This window comes from Streptococcus sp. F0441 (assembly GCF_000314775.2).
Classification (GTDB): Bacteria; Bacillota; Bacilli; order Lactobacillales; family Streptococcaceae; genus Streptococcus.
Genome location: NZ_KB373321.1, coordinates 235,212 through 257,071, shown reverse-complemented (window position 1 = coordinate 257,071; position 21,860 = coordinate 235,212). Strand labels below are relative to the sequence as shown.

General features: G+C 41.7%; 16 protein-coding genes. 5 read left to right on the top strand and 11 right to left on the bottom strand.

The annotated features are described in order from the left end of the window. The first annotated feature begins 36 nt into the window (after nucleotides 1-36). The 4 genes from HMPREF9188_RS01220 (at nucleotide 37) to HMPREF9188_RS01205 (ending at nucleotide 2,894) form a co-directional block, all read left to right on the top strand. A complete protein-coding gene (locus tag HMPREF9188_RS01220; RefSeq protein WP_000273860.1) occupies nucleotides 37-363 on the top strand; it encodes a PadR family transcriptional regulator in 327 nt (108 codons plus the stop codon). Then, nucleotides 350-943: a DUF1700 domain-containing protein gene (locus tag HMPREF9188_RS01215; protein ID WP_009729623.1), complete on the top strand. Its 594-nt coding sequence runs from the start codon at nucleotides 350-352 to the stop codon at nucleotides 941-943. The genes HMPREF9188_RS01220 and HMPREF9188_RS01215 overlap by 14 nt, the downstream gene beginning before the upstream one ends. After that, on the top strand, nucleotides 936-1,868 hold the full coding sequence (locus HMPREF9188_RS01210) for a DUF4097 family beta strand repeat-containing protein (RefSeq protein ID WP_009729622.1): 933 nt from the start codon (nucleotides 936-938) through the stop codon (nucleotides 1,866-1,868). Before HMPREF9188_RS01215 ends, HMPREF9188_RS01210 begins: the two co-directional genes overlap by 8 nt. 63 nt (nucleotides 1,869-1,931) lie before the next feature. Continuing rightward, entirely contained in the window at nucleotides 1,932-2,894 is a 963-nt protein-coding gene (locus HMPREF9188_RS01205) for a stage II sporulation protein M (RefSeq protein WP_009729621.1), read from the top strand. Nucleotides 2,895-2,956: 62 nt separating this feature from the next. On the opposite strand, the gene HMPREF9188_RS01200 is transcribed toward HMPREF9188_RS01205, so the two are convergent. The 8 genes from HMPREF9188_RS01200 to HMPREF9188_RS01165 form a co-directional block, all read right to left on the bottom strand. After that, nucleotides 2,957-3,817 (bottom strand): DUF4299 family protein, encoded by an 861-nt coding sequence (locus tag HMPREF9188_RS01200; protein ID WP_009729620.1) that lies wholly within the window; start codon nucleotides 3,815-3,817, stop codon nucleotides 2,957-2,959. Between the two features lie 121 nt (nucleotides 3,818-3,938). Next, nucleotides 3,939-4,925 carry an oxygen-dependent tRNA uridine(34) hydroxylase TrhO gene (gene trhO / locus HMPREF9188_RS01195; protein ID WP_009729619.1) on the bottom strand — a complete coding sequence of 329 codons (987 nt, stop codon included), beginning with the start codon at nucleotides 4,923-4,925 and terminating at the stop codon, nucleotides 3,939-3,941. Nucleotides 4,926-5,056: 131 nt separating this feature from the next. Continuing rightward, a complete protein-coding gene (locus HMPREF9188_RS01190; RefSeq protein WP_009729618.1) occupies nucleotides 5,057-5,353 on the bottom strand; it encodes a bacteriocin immunity protein in 297 nt (98 codons plus the stop codon). Between the two features lie 68 nt (nucleotides 5,354-5,421). Beyond that, nucleotides 5,422-6,111 (bottom strand): CPBP family intramembrane glutamic endopeptidase, encoded by a 690-nt coding sequence (locus HMPREF9188_RS01185; protein ID WP_009729617.1) that lies wholly within the window; start codon nucleotides 6,109-6,111, stop codon nucleotides 5,422-5,424. Nucleotides 6,112-6,271: 160 nt separating this feature from the next. Beyond that, nucleotides 6,272-7,756 (bottom strand): ABC transporter substrate-binding protein, encoded by a 1,485-nt coding sequence (locus tag HMPREF9188_RS01180; protein WP_009729616.1) that lies wholly within the window; start codon nucleotides 7,754-7,756, stop codon nucleotides 6,272-6,274. Between the two features lie 108 nt (nucleotides 7,757-7,864). Next, nucleotides 7,865-8,785: a carbohydrate ABC transporter permease gene (locus HMPREF9188_RS01175; protein ID WP_009729615.1), complete on the bottom strand. Its 921-nt coding sequence runs from the start codon at nucleotides 8,783-8,785 to the stop codon at nucleotides 7,865-7,867. A gap of 13 nt (nucleotides 8,786-8,798) precedes the next feature. Next, nucleotides 8,799-9,728, bottom strand: coding sequence for an ABC transporter permease (locus HMPREF9188_RS01170; RefSeq protein ID WP_000714584.1), 930 nt, complete (start codon nucleotides 9,726-9,728; stop codon nucleotides 8,799-8,801). 209 nt (nucleotides 9,729-9,937) lie between these two features. After that, nucleotides 9,938-11,053 carry a DUF4767 domain-containing protein gene (locus tag HMPREF9188_RS01165; RefSeq protein WP_009729614.1) on the bottom strand — a complete coding sequence of 372 codons (1,116 nt, stop codon included), beginning with the start codon at nucleotides 11,051-11,053 and terminating at the stop codon, nucleotides 9,938-9,940. A 661-nt stretch (nucleotides 11,054-11,714) separates the two neighbouring features. Here HMPREF9188_RS01165 and HMPREF9188_RS01160 point away from each other — a divergent pair. Continuing rightward, nucleotides 11,715-12,056 carry a hypothetical protein gene (locus tag HMPREF9188_RS01160; protein ID WP_232194153.1) on the top strand — a complete coding sequence of 114 codons (342 nt, stop codon included), beginning with the start codon at nucleotides 11,715-11,717 and terminating at the stop codon, nucleotides 12,054-12,056. Between the two features lie 254 nt (nucleotides 12,057-12,310). Here HMPREF9188_RS01160 and HMPREF9188_RS01155 read toward each other — a convergent pair whose 3' ends face one another. The 3 genes from HMPREF9188_RS01155 to HMPREF9188_RS01145 form a co-directional block, all read right to left on the bottom strand. Then, a complete protein-coding gene (locus HMPREF9188_RS01155; RefSeq protein ID WP_009729613.1) occupies nucleotides 12,311-18,805 on the bottom strand; it encodes a mucin-binding protein in 6,495 nt (2,164 codons plus the stop codon). A 309-nt stretch (nucleotides 18,806-19,114) separates the two neighbouring features. After that, on the bottom strand, nucleotides 19,115-20,995 hold the full coding sequence (locus HMPREF9188_RS01150) for a beta-N-acetylhexosaminidase (RefSeq protein ID WP_009729612.1): 1,881 nt from the start codon (nucleotides 20,993-20,995) through the stop codon (nucleotides 19,115-19,117). Then, the gene (locus HMPREF9188_RS01145; RefSeq protein ID WP_009729611.1) at nucleotides 20,989-21,858 is read right to left on the bottom strand and encodes an ROK family protein; all 870 of its coding nucleotides are present in this window, start codon (nucleotides 21,856-21,858) and stop codon (nucleotides 20,989-20,991) included. Before HMPREF9188_RS01145 ends, HMPREF9188_RS01150 begins: the two co-directional genes overlap by 7 nt. Between the last annotated feature and the right edge of the window lie 2 nt (nucleotides 21,859-21,860).

Below are 21,860 nucleotides of genomic sequence, written 5' to 3'. Positions count from 1 at the left end.
ATATAAAATTTTTATATAATGAAAAGGAGGTTTCCCATGTACTTCCCAACATCCTCTGCCTTGATTGAGTTTCTCATCTTGGCTGTACTGGAGCAGGGGGATTCTTATGGTTATGAGATTAGCCAAACCATTAAGCTCATCGCCAATATAAAAGAATCTACGCTCTATCCCATTCTCAAAAAATTGGAAGCCAGTGGCTTTCTGACCACCTACTCTAGAGAGTTTCAGGGGCGTATGCGCAAATACTACTCCTTGACCAATCGGGGCGTAGAGCAGCTCGTTACTCTAAAGGAAGAGTGGACGCTCTATACCGACACCGTCAACGGCATCATAGAAGGGAGTATCCGCCATGACAAGAACTGACTATCTGACTCAGTTAGAAACCTATCTCCATAAACTACCTGAAGCTGACCGCATCGAAGCCATGGACTACTTTAAGGAACTATTTGACGATGCAGGTCCAGAGGGCGAAGAAGAACTCATTGCCAGTCTAGGAACCCCAAAAGAAGCGGCTCATGATGTCCTCTCTAACCTCCTCGATAAAAAAGTTAATGAATCCCCTACTCAAAAGAATGACCGTCAACTGCTACACATTGCCCTACTTGCCTTACTAGCAGCCCCTATCGGAATTCCTGTTGGAATTGCAATGATCTTAACCATTATCGGGCTTTTTATCGCAGCTACCTCCGTCATTCTAGCCTTCTTTACCGTCTCTGTGACAGGTATCCTACTGGGCGGACTCTTTATCGTAGAGAGCTTTAGTGTCCTAGTCGAAGCCAAATCCGCCTTTATCTTGATTTTCGGGGCTGGTTTGCTTGCTATCGGTGCTTCTTCTCTTGTTCTACTAGGCATCTCCTATGTAGCTCGTTTCTTTGGCCTTCTGGTCGTCCGTTTGGTGCAATGGATTCTAAAAAAAGGAAAGAGAGGTGACAGACATGCGTAAATTGACAAAAGGATTTCTCATCTTTGGTGTGGTTTCTACAATCCTTGGTTTTATCATGATCATTGTAGGCGCCCAGTCCAATGGTATTCAAAGTTTGCTTGCCATGTCAAAAGACCCCGTCTATGACAATCGTATTGAAGAAGTAACCTTTGGAAGCGAAGCGGAAAAACTTGATTTAGCCCTTGAGGAACATAGCCTAACCATCACAGAGTCTGTAGATGACAAGATCCATATCACCTATCATCCGTCCGTGTCTGGTCGTCACGATCTAACTACTGGCATGAGTGACAAAACACTGAGCGTCACTGACAAACAAGCCTCCCAACATCGTTTTCTCGGTTCAGGAATCGAAGGCCTACTTCGTATTGCTAGCAGTTATTCTAGTCGTTTTGACGAAGTCATACTCTCCCTACCTAAAGGAAGAAAGCTGCAAGCTATCACCGTCTCAGTCAATCGTGGACAGACCAATATTCGTCAAGCCAATCTTGAAAATGCGACAATCAAAACAAAAGGATATCTCTTAAGACTCACAGAAAGTTCTATCAAGAACAGTACACTAACGACACCTCATATCATCAATATCTTTGATACCGAATTGACAGATAGTCAGGTCAAGACGGAGGGGGGACATATCTATGCTGAAAATATCAAGGTCCACGGCAAGGTTGAGCTAGACTCTCATAACGACTTAACACTCTTTCTTTCTAAGGCAGAATTCGATCGTATCAATCTAGATATTTCTTCTAAGCACGGCGGTATTTATCGTAAAGCACAAAGAGAACATCCTAAACAAAAAGATAATGAACTCGCCAACCCTTATAAAACAGAAAAAGCAGATGTCAAGGACCTGCTCATCATAAAAGCCAATCAGGATATCTACCTCCCCAAGGAAGAAGAGTACTCTGCTCCACCTAGCAATCATTGACAAAAACGCTTTCATCTGCTAATCTAAAAAATAGAAAACGACCATAAAAAAGGAGGTTCCACCATGACACAAGAATGGTTTGAAAGCGCCGATCTGGAGAAGAAATCACCTCAGACGAAATCGGAAATCCAACCCGACCAACCAGAGACTTCGGAAATTGTAGAGACCGAACCACAAGCAAGCCAAGAAACTCCTATCTCACCTAAAGAGTCGGAAAGGCATGAGGAGGAAGCTCCCGAAATAATCGGGGAAACCCAAACCGAGGAAGAGGGAGAAGGGAAAGCTGAAGAGGAACACAAGCAAGAAAACTCTGTAAAAGAGAAAAGTATTCTCAGCAAGGCTTTAGAAAGCCCCTATATCCCAGATATTGACCCTCGTAAAACTACCCGATTAAAAGAAGAAATCGCACTATTTTGGACTTGGCTGCTGGACGCTATCCAAGAACCAACTACCAGCAAGAATACGGACCAAAAGCATCGTTACAGTGTCTTTGCCCTGCTCACCTTGCTGTCGTCAATCAACCTTTTCTTTAGTATCTATCATATCAAGCGACTCTACTATGGCTATATGGTCTCTATTGCTAATAGTTCTCCTAATCAGCTCCCACCTTTAGATCTCTTTGCTGGACTTTCGATTCTGGTCGCTAGCGCTCTGTTTTACTTTTCCATCATTTTGGGAGGCTTTACTGTCCGACGTGTACTGGACCAGGAGAGTGACTTCACATTCCAAGAAGCCTTTGATCGGTATAGCAGACTCTTTGCTATCCCACTTGTCCTAACGGCTCTAGCAAGTTTCTTTGCACTCTTTGGCGGCTTACGATTTGCTGGTATCCTCACTCTTCTAAGCATGGCCATCTTTACCCTTGGCAATCTCTTTGTGATTAGTAAACCAAGTAAGATTAGTGGCCTTGACCCATTCTATCGTTTCTTACTAGCTGTCTTACTTGATGGTGCTATTCTCTTACCCTTCTTCATTGCAGAGCTCGCGCTGACAGTAGACTACCTTCGCATCCTGACCTTCTTTTAACTAAAATCCCTGCCATTTGTTAATGACAGGGATTTTTATGCTTACTCTTTTTTGAACAAGGCCTACTCGATGCTTGCCAATTCCTCAAAATCTTTTCCCAAAATGGCTTGTACTTCTAATTGATTAGCATCTAGTTGGTGGTAAAATGCTGTTGGTAGTGACTCTAGAAATCTTGCATAGTCCAAGCGAGCGATGGATTCGTAGTCTTCTGCTTTGGACCCATCACCAGAAATCGCCACTAGGTCAATCTCCCAAACAATTTCCTTGCCTGCTAACTGCTCGATATAAAGCGCTGGTACAAAGGGTTCCTTTGGCAAAATTGTCTTGACTCCTTGGGCTAGGTGGTAGATACCGTGTACCTTGCCTTGGGCGTCTGGGTAAAATTTCACACTGGCAAGGTAGGCATCAGAGCCTTGAACCTTCTTGACCAGCTCTTCAAAACGTGCCAATCCATCCTCAGCCAAAAAGCTCTTGAGGTATTCCTTGTTGAAATAGATAGGGGACAAGAGACCTTGGCAGTATACTAGACGAGCCGCCTTATCCGCTAGATAATTCTGAACTGTTTGTCGGAAATAAGCTTCAAAGTCAAACCCTTCTAGCCCTTCTACCACTTGCCCCAACTTGTTTGACAGGGCTTGGAGGAGAGCTTCTACAATCTCCCAGTCTGCTCTGGTAAGGAAGTCTGGAATCACCACTTGATAGCCTTTTCGACTATCCGCATAGTTCACTTTGAAGAGAAATTGCGACTGGCCTACAATTCCACACTCGATATACTCGAGACGATTGAGGGGCTGACGGAGATAAACCGCATCATAACTATGCGACTCCAAGCCCTCCACCAAAGCCAAGATGGACTTGGCAGTCAAGACCTCCTGTTGTCCTAGAATGCTTTCTTTATTTGGGATAAAAAATATTTTCGCCATAACTGGCCTCCTTTGAAATCGTTTACATATAGTATAATCTATTTTCCTGAAAGATACAGAAACAAACTTTAGTTTTTTAGATATAAAGCATAGAAAAACAGCCCCTAAGGACTGTTTGATGTTATACAGTAGCGACTTGATCCAAGCTTTCACCGATAGCTGCTAGGCGCTTGATTACTTCTGCTTGTGTCAATTCATTTTCTGAAACATAGCGGTTGCGTGGGTGAACACGGCACTCGTGTGAGCATCCACGAAGGTACTTGTCTTCATTTTCTTCTGATGTTAGGATACGACGGTTACAGAAGGGATTTCCACAGTTGACATAGCGTTCACATGGTGTTCCATCAAACCAGTCTTTCCCTACGATGGTTGGGTTAACATGGTTGACATCGACGGCAATACGCTCGTCAAAGACGTACATTTTCCCATCCCAAAGCTCGCCTTGAACTTCTGGGTCTTTACCGTAAGTTGCGATTCCTCCATGCAATTGGCCAACATCTTTGTAGCCTTCACGAACCATCCAACCTGAGAATTTCTCACAGCGAACGCCACCTGTACAGTAAACCACGACACGCTTGTCCATGAATTTTTCCTTGTTGTCACGAACCCATTGTGGCAACTCACGGAAGTTGCGGATGTCAGGGCGAATAGCTCCACGGAAGTGTCCTAGATCGTACTCATAATCGTTACGTGTGTCAAGGACAACGGTATCTTCGTCAAGAAGGGCTTCTTTAAACTCTTTTGGAGACAAGTAAGCACCTGTTGTTTCAAGTGGGTTGATGTCATTATCAAAGTCGTTGTCTTCCAAACCAAGGTGGACAATTTCTTTCTTGTAGCGAACAAACATCTTCTTGAAGGCTTGTTCATTTTCTTCGTCAATCTTGAACCAGAGGTCTTCCATTCCTGGGAGGCTGTGAACGTAGTCCATGTATTTTTGAGTTGTTTCGTAGTCACCTGAAACTGTTCCGTTGATTCCCTCGTCAGCGACTAGGATACGACCTTTAAGGCCGATTGATTTACAGAAGGCCAAGTGATCTGCCGCAAATTGCTCTGCATTTTCAATTGGGGTATAGAGGTAGTAAAGTAAGACACGAATATCTTTTGCCATAAGATTTGTTCTCTTTTCTATTCTTAAATTTTCAGAATTTTTCATTCAACTATTCTAGTATACCCACTTGAGAAAACGAATGCAATTTATTTGACCGGAAATTATATAGAGAGACCTGCCACTGCACTTCATCAGTAACCATACCGAATCGCAGATAATTCTCTCAATTTTTTGATCTGCTCGTCTTGACTTTCTGACAAACTTAGCTTGTTTTCAATCAATACACGCGAAAGGTCAACATTCATTTGGCTCAATATAAATGGAACAGAGGTCCCGTCGTCCTCTAATCGTTTTTTATAGATCACTAACTGATTTTTCAGGGGAGCAAGTTGAGGCGCAGCCTTTATATCTTCCAATAGATGATCAATGATGGTCATCGCTTCACAACGTCTTTCACTTCCTCCAGCAAACCATTTTAATGGTGTCATACTCATTTTCCTCCTGAAATTCGCTTATAAATTGAAAAACTATAATTCCTAACTCTCCAGCCAGTATTTTACCCAAACACCCTATGTAAAAAAGTCAGCAAAAATGGCAAGGTCGCTACAATATTATTGATCACATGCACCGCATAGGAAGGATAAATGCTCTTGGTATAACGGGTCAAACCAGCAAAAATGATTCCAGATGTTGCAAAGACGAAGATATCTAACAGACTAGGCAGACTTGAAAAATGAGGAAGAGCAAACAAAATGGAAGGAAGAAGCAAATCAAGGCCAAATCGCGAATGTTTAAAGAAAGCATGTTGCAACAAACCTCTATAGATCAATTCTTCCATCAGCGGAACCAGAAAGAACAGGGCTATATAGATACCTAGCTCTGCAAAGTTAGTCCCACTATAACCAATCAATACAGCCCAACCTTCAGCAGTTGACTGGACATGTTTAGCTGTCTGAACGTTAAAAGAGATCTGGAGCACTACCACTAATACTGTCAAAATCGAATACCAGAGCCATTTTTTTCTTGGAATGCGAAAGAGATAGCCATGGCCTGTCTTAGCCAAAATCCAAATCATGACTCCGATAAATAGCAAACTCAAGATATTTTGAATCCAGACGAAATTGCCAATCTGGGAAGAAAATTGCCAATAATTTTGGACAATAAGCGTCAGCTGAGAAAGACCAAATACGAAAAACAGGTAAGAGAAGACTGCACTTATTTTGAGTAGAAGCTGATATTTTTTCATAATAAATCCTCTATAGATGTATGTGTATCACATCGCATAAACCCTCAGAACCACTCTTTTCATTTTTACATCCTAAAAATCACTACCTCCCCTAGAGAACTAAGGAAGGCAGTGATCACATTTTTAGGAATTAGGAATGAATACACGAAATCAATCGATCTTATGATTTTTTGTTTTTCAAGAATTCGTCGTATTGTTTTTGCATTTCGTTCAATACTTTTTCGTAAGCACCTTCAGATTTCAATTTTTCCATCAATTCTGGAATAGCTTTATCTGGGTCTACAGTACCAGTGTTGATAGCTGTATCGAATTGTTGCATTGTGTTAGAAATTGCTGAAATTTCAGATTTCACACTGTCAGTGTTAAAGATAAATCCAAGTGCTGGAGATTCTTTAGCTTCTGCCAATTGTTTCTTAGAATCTGCAATTTGTTGGTCTGTAACGTTTTCGTTGATGTAAAGGATCCAGTTGTTACCAGTGTTCCAACCTGACATGTGAGTGTTTCCTTTATATCCATCAAGGACGCGGACACGGTTTTCTTTACCTTCAACTTTTTCCCAGTTCTTGCCTTCTGGACCGTAAACAAGACCGTTCAAAAGTTCTGGGTTAGTGTTCAAGAGGTTCAACACTTCCATTGATTTTTCTTTGTTCTTAGAGTTGTTTGAGATGACAAAGTTAGCGACTTGTGTTGTTTGGTTTTTCTTGATAAAGTTAGTGATTGGTTTGATTTGGATGTCTTTGTTCGCAACACGTGAGAGCAAGCTGTTACCGTAGTCAGCTGGTCCTACTGTTTCTTCACGAACGAACCAAGTATCTTGTTGAAGGTCAAATGAAGTGTCGCTTGTTGCTACGTCTTTTGGAATGTATCCAGCTTCATAGAATTTGTGAAGCGTCTTCAAGTGTTCTTTGAAACGAGGTACTTCGTAACGGTTTACAATCTTAGTAGTGTCTCCTTCAAGGTCGATAACAAATGGAAGTCCGTTTGGTACTGGGTAGTCAAAGTTATCAGATGGGATAAAGTTCTTCGTAACCGCAAATGGTACTACGTCTGGAGCTTTTTCTTTGATTTGTTTCAAGACTGGTTCAAGTGTTTCGTATGAAGTGACACCTGAAATGTCGATACCGTATTTAGCAAGAAGAGTTCCGTTAAAGGCAAAGTTTTGAGATGATGCAACGTTAGCCGCAACTGGCACTGCATAGATCTTACCGTTTACAGTGTTTCCTTTGATGTAAGCTGGGTCAAGTGCTTTGTAAAGCTCTGCTCCTTCTTTCTTGTACAAATCAGTCAAGTCAGCGTAAGCACCTTTTTGAGCATTTACAACATAGTTATCTGCAAAGGCGATATCATAGTTTTCACCAGATGATGTGATAACGGACATTTTCTTGCTGTAGTCACCCCATCCGAGGTATTGGATATCCAATTTAGCACCAACTTTTTCTTCGATGATTTTGTTTGCATTTTCTAGCAATTCATCCAAGTTGTCTGGTTTGTCACCGATTTGGTACATTTTAAGAACAGGTTTTTCACTTGAAGCAGTGTCAGCAGCTTTTTTGTTATTACCTGTAAGGTTTCCACAAGCAGCAAGACCTGCAGCCAAAGCGACTACGCTAGCAGATGCAAAAGCATATTTTTTCCAGTTTTTCATGATAAAAACTCCTTTTTTTGTTTTTAAACTTATAAACGATTTAATAATTTGTAACTTCAGTTACTAAGATGAAGTTGGGAAGAGAGAAACGGTATTTCTCAGCAAATGCTATTCTTTCACACCACCAATCGTCAAACCTTTAACAAAGTAGCGTTGGAAGAATGGATATAGAATGGCGATTGGAAGGGTTGCAACGACAACCATAGCCATACGACCTGTTTCTTTTGGAAGAGCAACTCCCAGTTGACCAGATAGACCGACTGCTTTTGCGATGTAGTCCATATTTTGTTGGATTTGCATAAGCAAATATTGCAATGGATACAAGTTGTCACTCTTGATGTAAAGAAGGGCGTTGAACCAGTCGTTCCAGAAACCAAGAGCTGTCAAAAGCGTGATGGTTGCGATACCTGGAAGTGACAATGGCAAACAAATCTGGAAGAAGATCCGAGCTTCGCTGGCACCATCGATACGAGCGGACTCGAGAATGGCTTCTGGAATGGTCTTCTTGAAGAAAGAACGCATCAGGATGATGTTGAATGGTGAAAGAAGCATTGGAACAATCAAGGCCCAAACGGTATCACCAAGTTGAAGCAGGCGAGTTACCACAATATAGCCTGGTACCAAACCAGCATTGAACAACATACTAAGAAGAGCAAAGATCGTGAAGAATCTGCGGTACTTAAAGGTTGTCCGTGAGATGGCGTAGGCATAAGTTGTCGTGATGAAGACGTTGGTCACTGTTCCGACTACTGTTACAAAGACTGAGATAAAGAGCGCTTGGAGGATCTTATCTTTAAACTGAGCTAGGAACTGGAATCCGTCTACACCAAACTTCGAAGGGAAAAAGCTATATCCATACTGGAGGATGCTCTTTTCGTCTGTCACCGAAATGATGATAACGAAGATAAAGGGCAAGATACAAGAAAGAGCAATCAAACCAGAGATGATACTAAAGAAGATATCTGCTTTCTTACTGAAGGAGTGAATGCCGACATTATCGATTTTTTCTTTTTTAATTTTTTCTGCCATGCTTTCCTCCTTTCTAGAATAGTGCTGAATTTGGATCTACTCGTCTTGCAAGTAAGTTTGATAGGATAACCAGAATCAAACCGACAACGGATTGGTAAAGACCGGCTGCTGAAGCCATACCGATATCTGCTGTCTGAGTCAAACCATTAAAGACATATACATCCAAAACGTTGGTTACATTGTAAAGCTGACCAGCATTGTGTGGGATTTGATAGAAGAGACCAAAGTCTGCACGGAAGATATTTCCGACTGCAAGGATGGTCAAGACTGTTACAAGCGGAGTCAACTGAGGAATGGTTACGTTGCGAATACGTTGCCACTTGCTAGCCCCGTCCACTGTTGCTGCTTCGTAGTAGGTTGGATCAATTCCCATGATCGTCGCATAGTACATGACACTGCTATATCCAAAGCCTTTCCAAATACCAAGGAAAAGGAGAAGGTATGGCCAAATGCCTAAGTCAGCGTAGAAGTTGACTTCCTTCATGCCAATGGATGTTAGGAAATGGTTGAAGACCCCTTTGTCAATGTTTAGGAAGGCATCTGTAAAGAAACTGATGATAACCCATGACAGGAAGTAAGGGAACAACATAGACGTTTGGAAAATCTTAACCATTCTCTTAGAGCGGAGCTCGCTGAGGATGATGGCAATCCCTACTGATACAATCAAACCGATAAAGATAAAGCCGAGATTGTAGAGAACGGTATTTCGAGTGATGATAAAGGCATCTTTTGAACTAAACAAGAATCTGAAATTATCTAACCCGACCCATTTACTATTCACAATACTATCTATGAAACCATTACTGGTCATATGGTAGTCTTTAAAGGCGACCACATTCCCAAATACTGGAATGTAAAAGAATAGAATCAACCAGAGTGCCCCTGGTAAAACCATCAAGAGAAAGATCCAGTTATCTCTCAAGGTCTTTGAAAACTTTTTCATAATTTCCTCCCTTTTTATTCCTAAAAACTGATTTCATCGAATTTTTAGGTTTGATAACGATTACATTATTAGTATACTCCTAATTGATAGCTAGGTTAAACTACTAATTATAGAAAAAACTCCACAAATTATTTTTTGTGGAGAAGTTTTTTATAAGAAATAGGTTTCACGAGAAACACTCTGCATACGATAAATGTATTTCCTCTTTACTAATTGAAAACTTGTTCTAATATTGGGTGATGAACCTCGACAAAATGAACCTGAGCATTTATGATAGCCCCTGATTCGTTTTTCTCAATCTCCGGCTGTCCTTCGGTGTGTAAAAGAGCAGGATTACCATCCTTGTAGCCAAAGAGAATCACCTCTGTCTCTGCTTCATTCACATAGCAAGCTAGGATATCAAACCTCCCAGAACCTGAACCTGCAATATAGCCATACCATTTAAAAGTATAATTCATTCCATCCACTTGCCCAAATTGCATTATCTGGTCAGGCACTGCTAGTCCATAGTAGTGACCATATGTTGCTAGGTTAGTTGACTTAAATCTTTCACCTTTACTATCCGAATAGGATTCCATGGCTGTTTTTATCTTGTCTATTAAAGAACTATTATCTGTATCTGGCTCGCTCTCTGTGGTTACACTTGTTTTTAATAGAAATTCCTTAAAACGTTGCGCTAAATCCGTATTCTCAGTCTCTTCAAAATTTGCAGTAGGGATAGTTTCCAGTGTCTTATCGGTATGCAAGACCTGTGCTTGCCCATCCTTCAGTGTAAATAGGTAGAAATGTTTGTCCTGATTGTCATAGTAGGCATCCAAAACCAAGTAATCATAGGCATTGTCACTCGATACTCCAAAAACATTCCATTTGACACTTTTCTGAGAAACAGTTGTTGCTTCTAATTTTTTGATGAGATCATTCTTTTCATCAAAGTTTCTATGCTCTAGTCTATGATAGAACTGCCCCATAGAAGAAGCCCAACTTGCAAACTCTTCTTCCCACTTTTCGGTGTTGTATTGGATTAGCTTCTGAAAATCTGAGTAGTTCTTCATAATCAAGGCTTGATCAGTCGGATTAGATAACTGGAGTTCTTCCATAGCTGTAACCGTAGCAGCCATAGGTGATTGGCCGGGTGTATCCTTATGATTTTTTTCATGCGAAAAAGCCTTTTGATAGGAATCTGCTAAATAGTGAAAATAGTTAGTTGTTTCCTTGGTTTGTTGCTCCCTTGGTATTGACGGACTAGTTGCTCCATCCTCTGTCATTTTATGGCAGGCAGATAAGACTAGCATGCTAGTAGCTAGGACTAGTAGTAGCTTTTTCATGGTCAGACCTCCAAACTATCTTTATACCTTCATTATACTCCTTCCAAGCTATTTTTTCTATTGTACTCCTTGCTCTCAGAGATAGCTCTGAAAAGAATGGGGATAATAGTCAGTTCAAAATATCTTATATAGATGTTTTAGAACTTAGGAATAAGAGGGTAGCAATCCTCCATCTCTCTTAAGCATTAATCTCTTGATTGACTTTTTTATTTAGTGTTACTTTCAATATGAAATGGGTATTCTGGAGACTGTAGGTAAAGAAACTGCGCTTATAAGCTCCAATACATCTATTCCTTTGATTCGTCTGACATAGTAACGTCTGAATATCAAAATGATGGAGGGAGTTGAAACAAATGAGAACCGTAATCGTTTCATTTATCATATTGCCAATCCTGACTGGAGGAATCCTATTACAGATTTTTCTCTCCAAAAAAGAAAGTAAGTAGCTGGGTTTCATACTGCCAGGCATAACTTATTGCTTTTCTTTATTGACAATCTTCTCTCTGGCCTTAACTAACAACATAACCTGGTGGGAGATTTTCTGTCTGATTTCCTTAACTTTTTTGCTTGCAAATATCCCTACCTTTATTCTTTTGGCAATTTACTTCGCTTGTCGAAAACATTATTGAAACAATGATTATACCGGATTTGGGACAGGAGGTTGAACACGAAACAATTGATTAAGACGCCTTTTATGCCCTCGTGCTATTGTTGGGGATTAAGTAGGATTATAGGGGAAGAGAGGGGCTACAGCCTGCTTTATTTTTACCTTTTGGCTCCTAGTGTCGAATTGTTATGTGGCTTTTCTGCTGGTAAAAGAAGGGTTTGTTATAAATGGTTCTTCCCATTTACAGGGATTTTTAACTGGCTCATTCCATTTGTCGTTTTTGGTGAGCGGTTTATTACAGCAGAATGGGTTTCACTAACACTTATTGCGGTAGCACCAGCTATTCTCGGTCTTTTAGCAGGAACCTTTTACAGTAAGAAAAACCGAAAGATATAAGCTCCGTGCAAGATTTAAAATAGAAACGAGGCGGAATCATTTAGTGATTTCGCCTCGCTTCTATTTCAGCGACCAAAAGTCTCTATTTGCACTTGCTCCTTTCTGAGTCTCATTCCTCAAAACAAGGGAAAAGCCCCACAAGTCAACTAACTGAGGTTGCCTGCGGGGCTCATTTTTCCACTAAATCATTCATCTTTAAACTATTTCTAGTATTTCTTCAATGAAAGACCTGACTTTTTACAACTTATAAAAAGTTATTCGTCCTCTTTTTTCTGACGTCCTGCCAAACCAAGAACTGATAGAAGCAAGCCTAGACCTGTCAGCGTCACAAGGCTTGAACCAACCTGAGATTCACCTGTTCGTGGGAGAGTATGTGCTGGGTGTTCTGGTGTGAACGGTGTCGTTGGTGCCCCTGGTTTAACTGGAGTATCAGGAGTATTAGGGACTTCTGGTGCTACTGGAACCGTAGTATAATGAACATCTTTAACAATGTTTTCTTGGGTAACAACTTCTGATGGAACAATCGCAACATCCACAGTGTAACCTGGAATCACTGGTGATGGAACTGCATCGTAGTTTGCCTTGTCGCTTCTCCAATCCGTCGTGCTCACAACAGAGCCAGTTACCTTGTCTGTCGTTACGGTACGTGTCCAAGTCGCTGTTTGTACCTTGTCTGCTGGGGTTTGACCACCTGCACCATGGTAGCGAACAGTCATGCTTACTTGTTTGGTTTCCTCAACTGAAACAGTTTTGTGTTTCAAGCGAATTACCACGTTTTGGTCTACGCTACTGTCGGTATCAAACTGAGCTGGCAATTCATCCTTAGCAGCCACTTCGTAACCCTGTGCCAAATAACTTGCAATCACAGTGTCGTATTTCGTTTGAGCAGCAGCTGGAAGAGAAGTACCTGACTCACCGTTTGTCAATTCAACTTGTTTTTCCAGAGTCTGACCTGTTGTCTCATCTACAACTGTATAAGTAACCTTTTGGTTTTGAGGTGTATTCTGAGCAGTATAATGAACATCTTTAACAATGTTTTCTTGAGTAACCACTTCTGATGGAACGGTCGCAACATCCACAGTGTAACCTGGAATCACTGGCGATGGGACAGCGTCGTAGTTTGCCTTGTCGCTTGTCCAATCCGTCGTGCTCACAACAGAGCCAGTTACCTTGTCTGTCGTTACGGTACGTGTCCAAGTAGCTGTTTGTACCTTATCTGCTGGAGTTTGACCACCGGCACCATGGTAACGAACAGTCATGCTTACTTGTTTGGTTTCTTCAACTGAAACGGTTTTGTGTTTCAAGCGAATGACAATGTTTTGATCCACACTGCTATCAGTGTCAAATTGTGCTGGCAATTCATCCTTAGCAACCACTTCGTAACCTTGTGTTAAGTAGCCAGCAACTACGGTGTCGTATTTCGTTTTCGCAGCGGCTGGAAGAGTTGCACCTGACTCACCGGTTGTCAATTCAACTTGATTTTCCAGAGTCTGACCGGTTGTCTCATCTACAACTGTGTAAGTGACCTTTTGGGTTTGAGCTGTATTCTGAGCAGTATAATGAACATCTTTAACAATGTTTTCTTGGGTAACTGCTTCTGATGGAACGGTCGCAATATCCACTGTGTAACCTGGAATCACTGGCGATGGCACAGCATCATAGTTGGCTTTGTCACTTGTCCAAGCTGTGGCAGAAACTTCTGTGCCTGTGATCTTATCTTTTGTTACTGTACGAGTCCAATTCGCTGTCTGCACATGGTCTGCCGGTGTTTGTTCACCGGCACCGTGATAACGAACAGTCAAGTTTACAGACTTGCTTTCTTGGATATCAGTTGTACCATGCTTCACGTGAACTACTACATTTTGATCGTGGCTACTATCAAGGTCAAACTTAGCTGGAAGATGATCTTTCGAAACTAATTCATAACCTTTAGCCAGATAAGCATCTACGATTGCATTGTACTTAGCTTCTGTACCATTTGGAAGAGGAGTATCAGAGTTCCCACTTGTAAGCTCTTTCTTATCTTCCAAAGTGGTATTAGTTGTATCATCGATGATGGTATAGGTTACTTTTTGCTTGTCGGCCTTGTATTTAACCGTAACCTTGATGTCAGCCTGATCAGCAGTTACGTTTTCTGCGTCAACTTTAGCCTTATCTGGTGTGTAGCCATCAACAGTTGGAGAAACTACCTCTGGGAAGGTGCCAGTAGATGGTGCCCAAACCCCCGGTGTAACATCCTTCGTCACTTCATCTGTTTTCACTTCTCTAGAGAAAGTCAAGGTCGTTTTCTTCTCTGGAGCTGCTGGTGTATTATCATCCTCGTAGACGTAGTTAATCGTTTGCGTTACAGTCTTGGTTTCTGTAGAAGTTGACACTTTGTGTTTCACGTGAACTACTACATTTTGGTCATAGCTACTATCAAGGTCAAACTTGGCTGGAAGCTGGTCTTTCGAAACCAATTCATAACCTTGAGCTAGGTAAGCAGCTACGATTGAATCATACTTCGCTTCTGTACCATTTGGAAGAGGAGTATCAGAGTTCCCACTTGTAAGCTCTTTCTTATCTTCCAAAGTGGTATTAGTTGTATCATCGATGATGGTATAGGTTACTTTTTGCTTGTCAGCCTTGTATTTAACTATAACCTTGATGTCAGCCTGATCCGCAGTTACGTTTTCTGCGTCAACTTTAGCCTTATCTGGTGTATAGCCATCAACAGTTGGAGAAACTACCTCTGGGAAGGTTCCAGTAGATGGTGTCCAAGCCCCTGATGTAGTAACCTTCGTCACTTCATCTATTTTCATCTCTCTAGAGAAAATCAAGGTAGATTTCTTCTCTGGAGCAGCTGGTGTGTTATCTTCTTCGTAGACGTAGTTAATCGTTTGCGTTACAGTATTGGTTTCTGTAGAAGTTGACACTTTGTGTTTCAAGCGAATCACCACGTTTTGGTCCACGCTGCTGTCGGTGTCAAATTGGGCTGGCAATTCATCCTTAGAAGCCACTTCGTAACCTTGTGTTAAGTAGCCTGCGACTACGGTGTCGTATTTCGTTTGTGCTGCAGCTGGAAGAGCAGCACCAGACTCGCCTGTTGTCAATTCAACTTGATTTTCCAGAGTCTGACCTGTTGTCTCATCTACAACTGTGTAAGTAACTTTTTGCGTTTGGATTGTGTAATATACATCCTTAACAATATTCTCTTGAGTAACTGCTTCAGACGGCACCGTCTCGACATCCACGCTATAACCAGGAATCATTGGAGACGGAACAGCATCATAGTTTGCTTTGTCGCTTGTCCAAGCTGTGGCAGAAACTTCTGTACCTGTGATTTTATCTTTTGTTACGGTACGAGTCCAAATCGCTGTTTGCACCTTATCTGCTGGTGTTTGTCCGCCAGCACCATGGTAACGAACAGTCAAGTTTACAGACTTGCTTTCTTGGATATCAGTTGTACCATGCTTCAAGTGAACAACCACATTTTGATCGTGGCTACTGTCAAGGTCGAACTTAGCTGGAAGCTGGTCTTTAGAAACCAATTCATAACCTTGAGCTAGATAAGCATTCACCATTAAATCATATTTTTCTCGGGCACTGTCTGGAAGAGGAGTATCAGAGCCTCCGCTGGTAAGTACTTCCTTATCTTTCAGCGTTTTTTGGGCAGTGTCGTCAATGATGGTATAGGTTACTTTTTGCTTATCTGCTTTATAGGTAACCGTTTCTTCAATATCTGCGCTATCTCCCGTAATCTGTTCAACGGCTGCTACAGTTGCCTTATCTGGTGTATAACCATCAATCTTTGGAGAAACTACCTCTGGGAAGGTTCCGGTAGACGGGAACCAAGGACCCTTATAGACAATCTTATTAGTCACCAGATCCTTGTTGTTAATCCGATAGAACTTCAAAGTCTGAACCTTCGTATCCGCTGCCTCTGTGTTATCTTCATAAACATACTTGATGGTCTCTGTGACTGTCTTTGTTTCTTGAACTGCAGCTCCCTTATGACGTAGATGAACTTCAAAGGTTTGAAGATTTTCATTATAGGTTACACCAGTTGCTGGATAACCATCTGAAACGAGTCCATAATTTCGATCAGTATACGTCTTAATGGTTTCAGCTGTTCGATAAGGATCAGTCTGCCCATAAAAACCATTCAAATCCTTCGTTTCAAGCGTTTCCCCTGTTGTGTCATCGATATAAGTTACCTTTGCACTAGCTGGATTAGCTTTGTAAACAACTGTCTTTTCGATATTGTCACTGTTAGCCGTAATATTGTCAACTGCTGGAACCTCCGCTAAATCTGGAGTGTAACCTTTGATTGTTGGTGATGTTACGGCTGCAAAACTTGTTCCATTTTCCGCCGTCCAATCACCAGTTGTAACATTTGTAACAAGGTCAGTTGTTGCTGTTCTGGTGAATTTTAAGCTACTAGTACGGTCTGGAGCTGCTGGTGCACCACCCTCGTATGTATAATGGATAGTTTCCTTAACCGTCTTTTCTTCTGCTACTGACGTCTTTTTGTGTTTCAAATGAACTTCAAAGGTTTGAAGAGTTTCATTATAGGTTACACCATTTGTTGGATAATTGTCTGAAACAAGTTCATAATTTTGATCGGTATACGTCTTAATGGTTTCAGCTGTTCGATAAGGATCAGTCTGCCCATAAAAACCATTCAAATCCTTCGTTTCAAGAACTTTTCCTCCGTTAGTATCATCGTCAATATACGTAACTTTGGCACTAGATTTTTTGGCTGAATATACATAATAAAATTCTTGGTCGTTGCTAGTGAATGGAATTTGTTTAGTAGTCTTTAACTGTGTACCATACGACGCGATTGCCGTATCCGCTGTTACAAGTGTGTAGCCTGTAATTGTTTTTGGATTAGCGTTATAATCAGGGGTTGGAGTGGCAGTTCCTCCTGCTGGATAACCATATTTATAGTCCTGAGTTTCAATTTCCTTGCCGTTTGTATCGACATAGTGTATTGTAATCTTCTTTTGACCTACAGCACGCGCAACGGATGGAGTTGTTTTCGCAGAGATACCTTCCTCTCTTAACTTTTTTATAGTACCATTGTCATCAACACTATAACTAAAACTCTTAGACCCTTCACCTAGAGCATTTTCAATTGATGAATCCGCAAAAGTAATCCGTGTTGAATGTCCAGTTCCTTGAATGACACTAGCATCCTTTAAAATAGCACTAACTTTTTTATTGACTTCTTCTGTTCTGTTGATTTCCTGATATTGATCACCCATTTGAGCATAGTCGTCAGTTGGCCAAATATCATGATATGTTGTGGCACCATCTCCCGCCATTTTTCCTAAATTAATGGCAACTGTATAGGTACCATCACCATTATCAATAACAACCGAAGAGTTTTTACCGGCTTGTTTTAATGCTTTAATAATGGCCTCATCAGTTGAATTTGCTGGTAGTTCAACTAATTTGTTATCCGGGTCTGAATTGATGCTAATAGAAGTTGAAGTATCCCCTTTAACAAGATACTTTCCATCCTCACTAATCGCTAAAGTAGAAGTATATCTTTTAAGGTCTGGTTTGATACTAACAATTTTTGAGCCACTACCTAGTTTTATACGATGGATAGAAATGATATCTCCACTTGGAATTCCTGTTTGTCCAGGATTAGTACCATCGCTTGACAATAGATTATTATAATAATTTGCATCTCCAGTTGAAGTGCCTATTTTTATTGAATTCGCTCTATCGCTACTTGCGCTATTATAAACGGCAAAAGGGGCCTGTGCTTTCTCAAATGTTCTTGGTGTTGGTTTAAAAGTAAACTTATTACCATTTATTTCTAGGACAATGTTTTCATAACTTGATTTTGCTGTAAATTTCCCAATAGTTGCTGCTTTTTGAGTAACGGATACTGTCTTTTCCGTATTTTGAGGCATATCTTGGAAGCTTTGATCTAAGGTAATTTCATAGGCCATATTATTTGGATCTGAGTGGACAAATTTAATTGTTCCAACACCCTCGATACGCTCTGCTGTTCCAGAACCAAGGTTTGAATAGTAAGCACCGTAGGCATTATTTTCCAATTTGACCGGAATACGGAGAACATCACCTTTTTTCAGCGTCCCATCTTGTGTGATTTTAAAGTCCATTTGAACCTTGTCAAAGGAAACTTCTTGAGCAGGCAAAGGTTTTGTATCACCTGAACGCATAACAGTTCCATCTTTAGTCGTAACCGTTACTGAAAAGTTCGTGATCTGAGTTGGGTTTTGTTGCAAACTTCTGCGCGTACGTACCGGAGCAGTTGAACGAGGAGTAGCTGTTGTTTGCCCATCAGTAGACTTTTCAGCCGGCTTAGACTCAACAGGTGCTGGATTTTCTTTTGCGACTGCCGTCGAGTTTGAAGGAGCTACAGATTTTTTGTCTGCTCCCTCCACTTCAGGGGCGGTTTTTGAAACTGACACTTTCTTTTCTGCTTGTTCAACAGTTGGTGCTGGACTAGTAGCTTTTTCTGTTCCCTTAACTTCTGTGGCTGAAGATACTTTCTCTGACTCCACCACTGCTGATTGATCACTATTATTTTCTGATTTCACATCAGTTGTCGAGCTAGTCTCTACTAGACTGCTCAGATTGTTGTTTTCATCTGCTTGTACAGTTGGTGTGCCAAGCGCTACTCCATATATCGCCAAGCTAGCGATTGCAATCGAAACAAGTCCAACATTTTTCTTTCTTAGAGAAAATTTTTCATGTCTTCCCTTGTAAATTTTAAAACTCTTCACTTTCTATATTCCTTTCTAAGTTTGACATATGATTATTTTATTAGAGATGGACTTTTACAACCTCTACGCATAGGAAACCTCTGCTCTATATTATACATTTTACCCCTTGATAATTCAACTGACACAATTATAATCCACCCACCTAATTTAATAAAAATCTTGATTCATATAGCTTTTAAGCACATGTATCGCTGAATATGTTATTCTATCAAATACCCCCCACTTCCTATATTTTATCTATTTTTAAATATTATATTTAAGCAAAAACATCTTCTTTTTATAAAGAAGATGTTTGTCAATATTCTACTCCTAAGTCGTATAAATCGTCGAAGCTGTCGCAATAGTGTGCCACTGGTTGGCTGTTGTGGCTGCGAAGTCCTTGTCTGCGTAGAAGTCAGTAAATGGTAGGATTTCAACTTCTAGCTCGTCGATGTGGTCAATCAGATCAGACAGATAAGCTTCGATACGGCTTTCTGCGCGCTTGATGCGTTGCAAGAGTCCGCCCATACGGATATCAACTGTATCCAAGCCAAAGACCTTGTTTTCTTTCAACCATTGGTGGCTAAAGAGGGCATGGAAGTGTTCAATCTCGCTTCTGAGTTTTGGTAATTCTTGTCTAGCGATTGCTTGCAGACTTTCTTTATCGTTTGTTTGGTAGGCCTGACGAATGCGTCGTCCCACATCCACTTTACTGCTTAAAATCTGGTTCAACTGGGCCTGAGTTTCAAAGAGATAAGAGTAGGCGCCAGCTTTTTCTTTGATTTCAGCAAGCGTCTCAGCAGCCTGAGCGAAGTGTGGCTTGTCCTGTTCAGGTGTCATGTGCTGGTCAAGAATCGGGCAAAGAACATCCTGATAAAAGACATAGCGGTTGGGATTGATGCCACTGAGATTGCCTGGTAGATCTGGCAAGAGGTTGGCTAGGTCAATCTGCATAAAGTCCTCAACTGATAGACCCGTATTGGTCTTGAAGTGTGCAGATAAACGGTCTAGGTCATTGCGGTAGCTGAGTTCTGCCCAGATTTGCAAGCTGGGTAGGATAGAAAACTGGGCAGTCTCGCCACCGTTGTCTCCCCAACCCGTCACGATGACTTCTTTAATCTGGTTAACACGACAGGCTTTATTGGCCTCGATAGCGATGAGACGGCTGAAATGGTTGTTGGGTGTGAAACCAATCCACTTCCAAGCTCCACCTGCAAAGGCAAGGTCATGACTAATCTTGTGATGATTGCGGAAGTTACGGTTGTATTTTTCCTCACTGTCCTGATAATAATCCCAGTAAACCAAGGTCACACGGTCTTTGAGACGGTCTAGGTAGACACGAGTTTCCTCTGGAATTTCCACGTCACGGTCGTACTGGCCATCCGCTGACATGAGTTTAAAGAACATATCACTCCACATCTGGCAGTGGAAACCATACTTGTCAGCAATATCCAGCACGCGCTCCAAGTGTTGACACATGAGGAGACTACGGTCTACAACACCGTTCAAGATGAGGTAGCGTCCCAAGCCAACCAAGTGGGCTTCATCCATCCCGATATTGACCTTGCGAGTCTGCAGTTTAGATAGAGTGGCAAACATGCCATCAATCAGGTCATACACCTTTTCTTCTCCGATAAGGAGAATGTCCTCTACATCACGGAGTTCCTGCACTTCTTTGACACCCCATTTGACAAAGGCTGACAAGTGGGCCAAGGTCTGGATGCAAGGCACAAAGGTCATGTCAAACTGCTGGGCGTAGGCTTCTATTTCCTGCAACTCCTCTGCTGAATAGGCGCCACGGAAGTAACCAAAGTATGGCTGCCCTTCAATCTGGTAGGTGTCTTCCATATAGAGCTCGAAGGTTGAGTAGCCCATGAGAGCCAAGACCTCAATCATCTGCTTGGCAGAAGCGACATTCAAAACTGCATTTCTGGAACAGTCTGCCATATAGGCCAACTCTTCATAAGCTGCCTTCTCTTCAATCTCTACTTTGTCACCTTCTACTAGAGCTGTTGCCAACAAGGACAAGGCGCGGTAGAGTTGGTGAGGTTTGCGATAGGTTAGTTGATAGTGTCCACTTTCACCCTTGATAGAGATAGAGGCTTGGTCAGACTGAGCGACTGCCACTTCCACATCTGGTAGGGAAATGTGACTTTTTAAAACCTCAATAGCTTGCGCTTGTTTGGGACTAAGTCCTGTAAATCTTACCATTGGTTTTCCTCCTGTAGCCAGTTGACAAGGGCACCGTAGAGATTGGCATCTGCATGATAGGTGCAGGCCTGGATAACGGGTGCGACCGTGTATTCTTCGTAGGTATCGACAAAGTTACCGACAGCCTTCTTGACACCTTGAATAAAATCAGGGTTTTGGCTGATGGAGCCACCTAGGCTAATGACATCTGGATCGATCAGATACTGGATATTGAGCAAACCTTGCGCCAGATTACGGTTCATGCGCAAAATAGCTTCTTGACAAAGAGCATTGCCAGCTGCGGCCTCTTGGTAAATCTTGCGACCGTCCCAGTCAGTCTGACCAGATTTTTCAATCACGTAGCGCACCATATTTCCAGTTGACGCTAGTTGCGACCAGTTGTTGAGCTTTTCTGCTGGTTCAATAGTTGTCATGTAGCCAAATTCTCCACCCAAGCCGTGTCGACCTCGGTGAAGTTTGCCATTGATAATCATGGCACCGCCGATTCCTGTCCCAATAACGACACAGGCTGCATTTTCAAGCTCTGGATGAGCTAGCAATTCACTAAGTCCAACACAGTTGGCATCATTTTCTAGATGGACAGGCAGCTGATGATGAGCAAGGGCCTCATACCAAGAAAAACCGTGAATATAAGGTACGGCACTAATTCCCTCAATCACACCTGTTTCTTGATTGACCGCGCCTGGAACGCTCATGGCAATGCCCTTATAATCTTTCTCCGACAGACGTTGGTCTAGCCATGTCAGTAAATCCTCCAAGTTTTCTGGCGTCGGAGTACTTGTCTTATCTAGTATTTTTCCATCAGAAGTCAGACTGGCAAACTTAATTCCAGTCCCTCCGATATCAATGGTTGCAATGGTCATTG

Bases quoted from the DNA above. Each gene is read 5' to 3' on its own strand.
- HMPREF9188_RS01205 (WP_009729621.1), top strand. From the start codon at position 1,932: ATGACACAAGAATGGTTTGAAAGCGCCGATCTGGAGAAGAAATCACCT.
- trhO (WP_009729619.1), bottom strand. From the start codon at position 4,925: ATGGCAAAAGATATTCGTGTCTTACTTTACTACCTCTATACCCCAATT.
- HMPREF9188_RS01215 (WP_009729623.1), top strand. From the start codon at position 350: ATGACAAGAACTGACTATCTGACTCAGTTAGAAACCTATCTCCATAAA.
- HMPREF9188_RS01165 (WP_009729614.1), bottom strand. From the start codon at position 11,053: ATGAAAAAGCTACTACTAGTCCTAGCTACTAGCATGCTAGTCTTATCT.
- HMPREF9188_RS01185 (WP_009729617.1), bottom strand. From the start codon at position 6,111: ATGAAAAAATATCAGCTTCTACTCAAAATAAGTGCAGTCTTCTCTTAC.
- HMPREF9188_RS01175 (WP_009729615.1), bottom strand. From the start codon at position 8,785: ATGGCAGAAAAAATTAAAAAAGAAAAAATCGATAATGTCGGCATTCAC.
- HMPREF9188_RS01220 (WP_000273860.1), top strand. From the start codon at position 37: ATGTACTTCCCAACATCCTCTGCCTTGATTGAGTTTCTCATCTTGGCT.
- HMPREF9188_RS01200 (WP_009729620.1), bottom strand. From the start codon at position 3,817: ATGGCGAAAATATTTTTTATCCCAAATAAAGAAAGCATTCTAGGACAA.
- HMPREF9188_RS01145 (WP_009729611.1), bottom strand. From the start codon at position 21,858: ATGACCATTGCAACCATTGATATCGGAGGGACTGGAATTAAGTTTGCC.
- HMPREF9188_RS01210 (WP_009729622.1), top strand. From the start codon at position 936: ATGCGTAAATTGACAAAAGGATTTCTCATCTTTGGTGTGGTTTCTACA.
- HMPREF9188_RS01150 (WP_009729612.1), bottom strand. From the start codon at position 20,995: ATGGTAAGATTTACAGGACTTAGTCCCAAACAAGCGCAAGCTATTGAG.
- HMPREF9188_RS01170 (WP_000714584.1), bottom strand. From the start codon at position 9,728: ATGAAAAAGTTTTCAAAGACCTTGAGAGATAACTGGATCTTTCTCTTG.
- HMPREF9188_RS01190 (WP_009729618.1), bottom strand. From the start codon at position 5,353: ATGACACCATTAAAATGGTTTGCTGGAGGAAGTGAAAGACGTTGTGAA.
- HMPREF9188_RS01180 (WP_009729616.1), bottom strand. From the start codon at position 7,756: ATGAAAAACTGGAAAAAATATGCTTTTGCATCTGCTAGCGTAGTCGCT.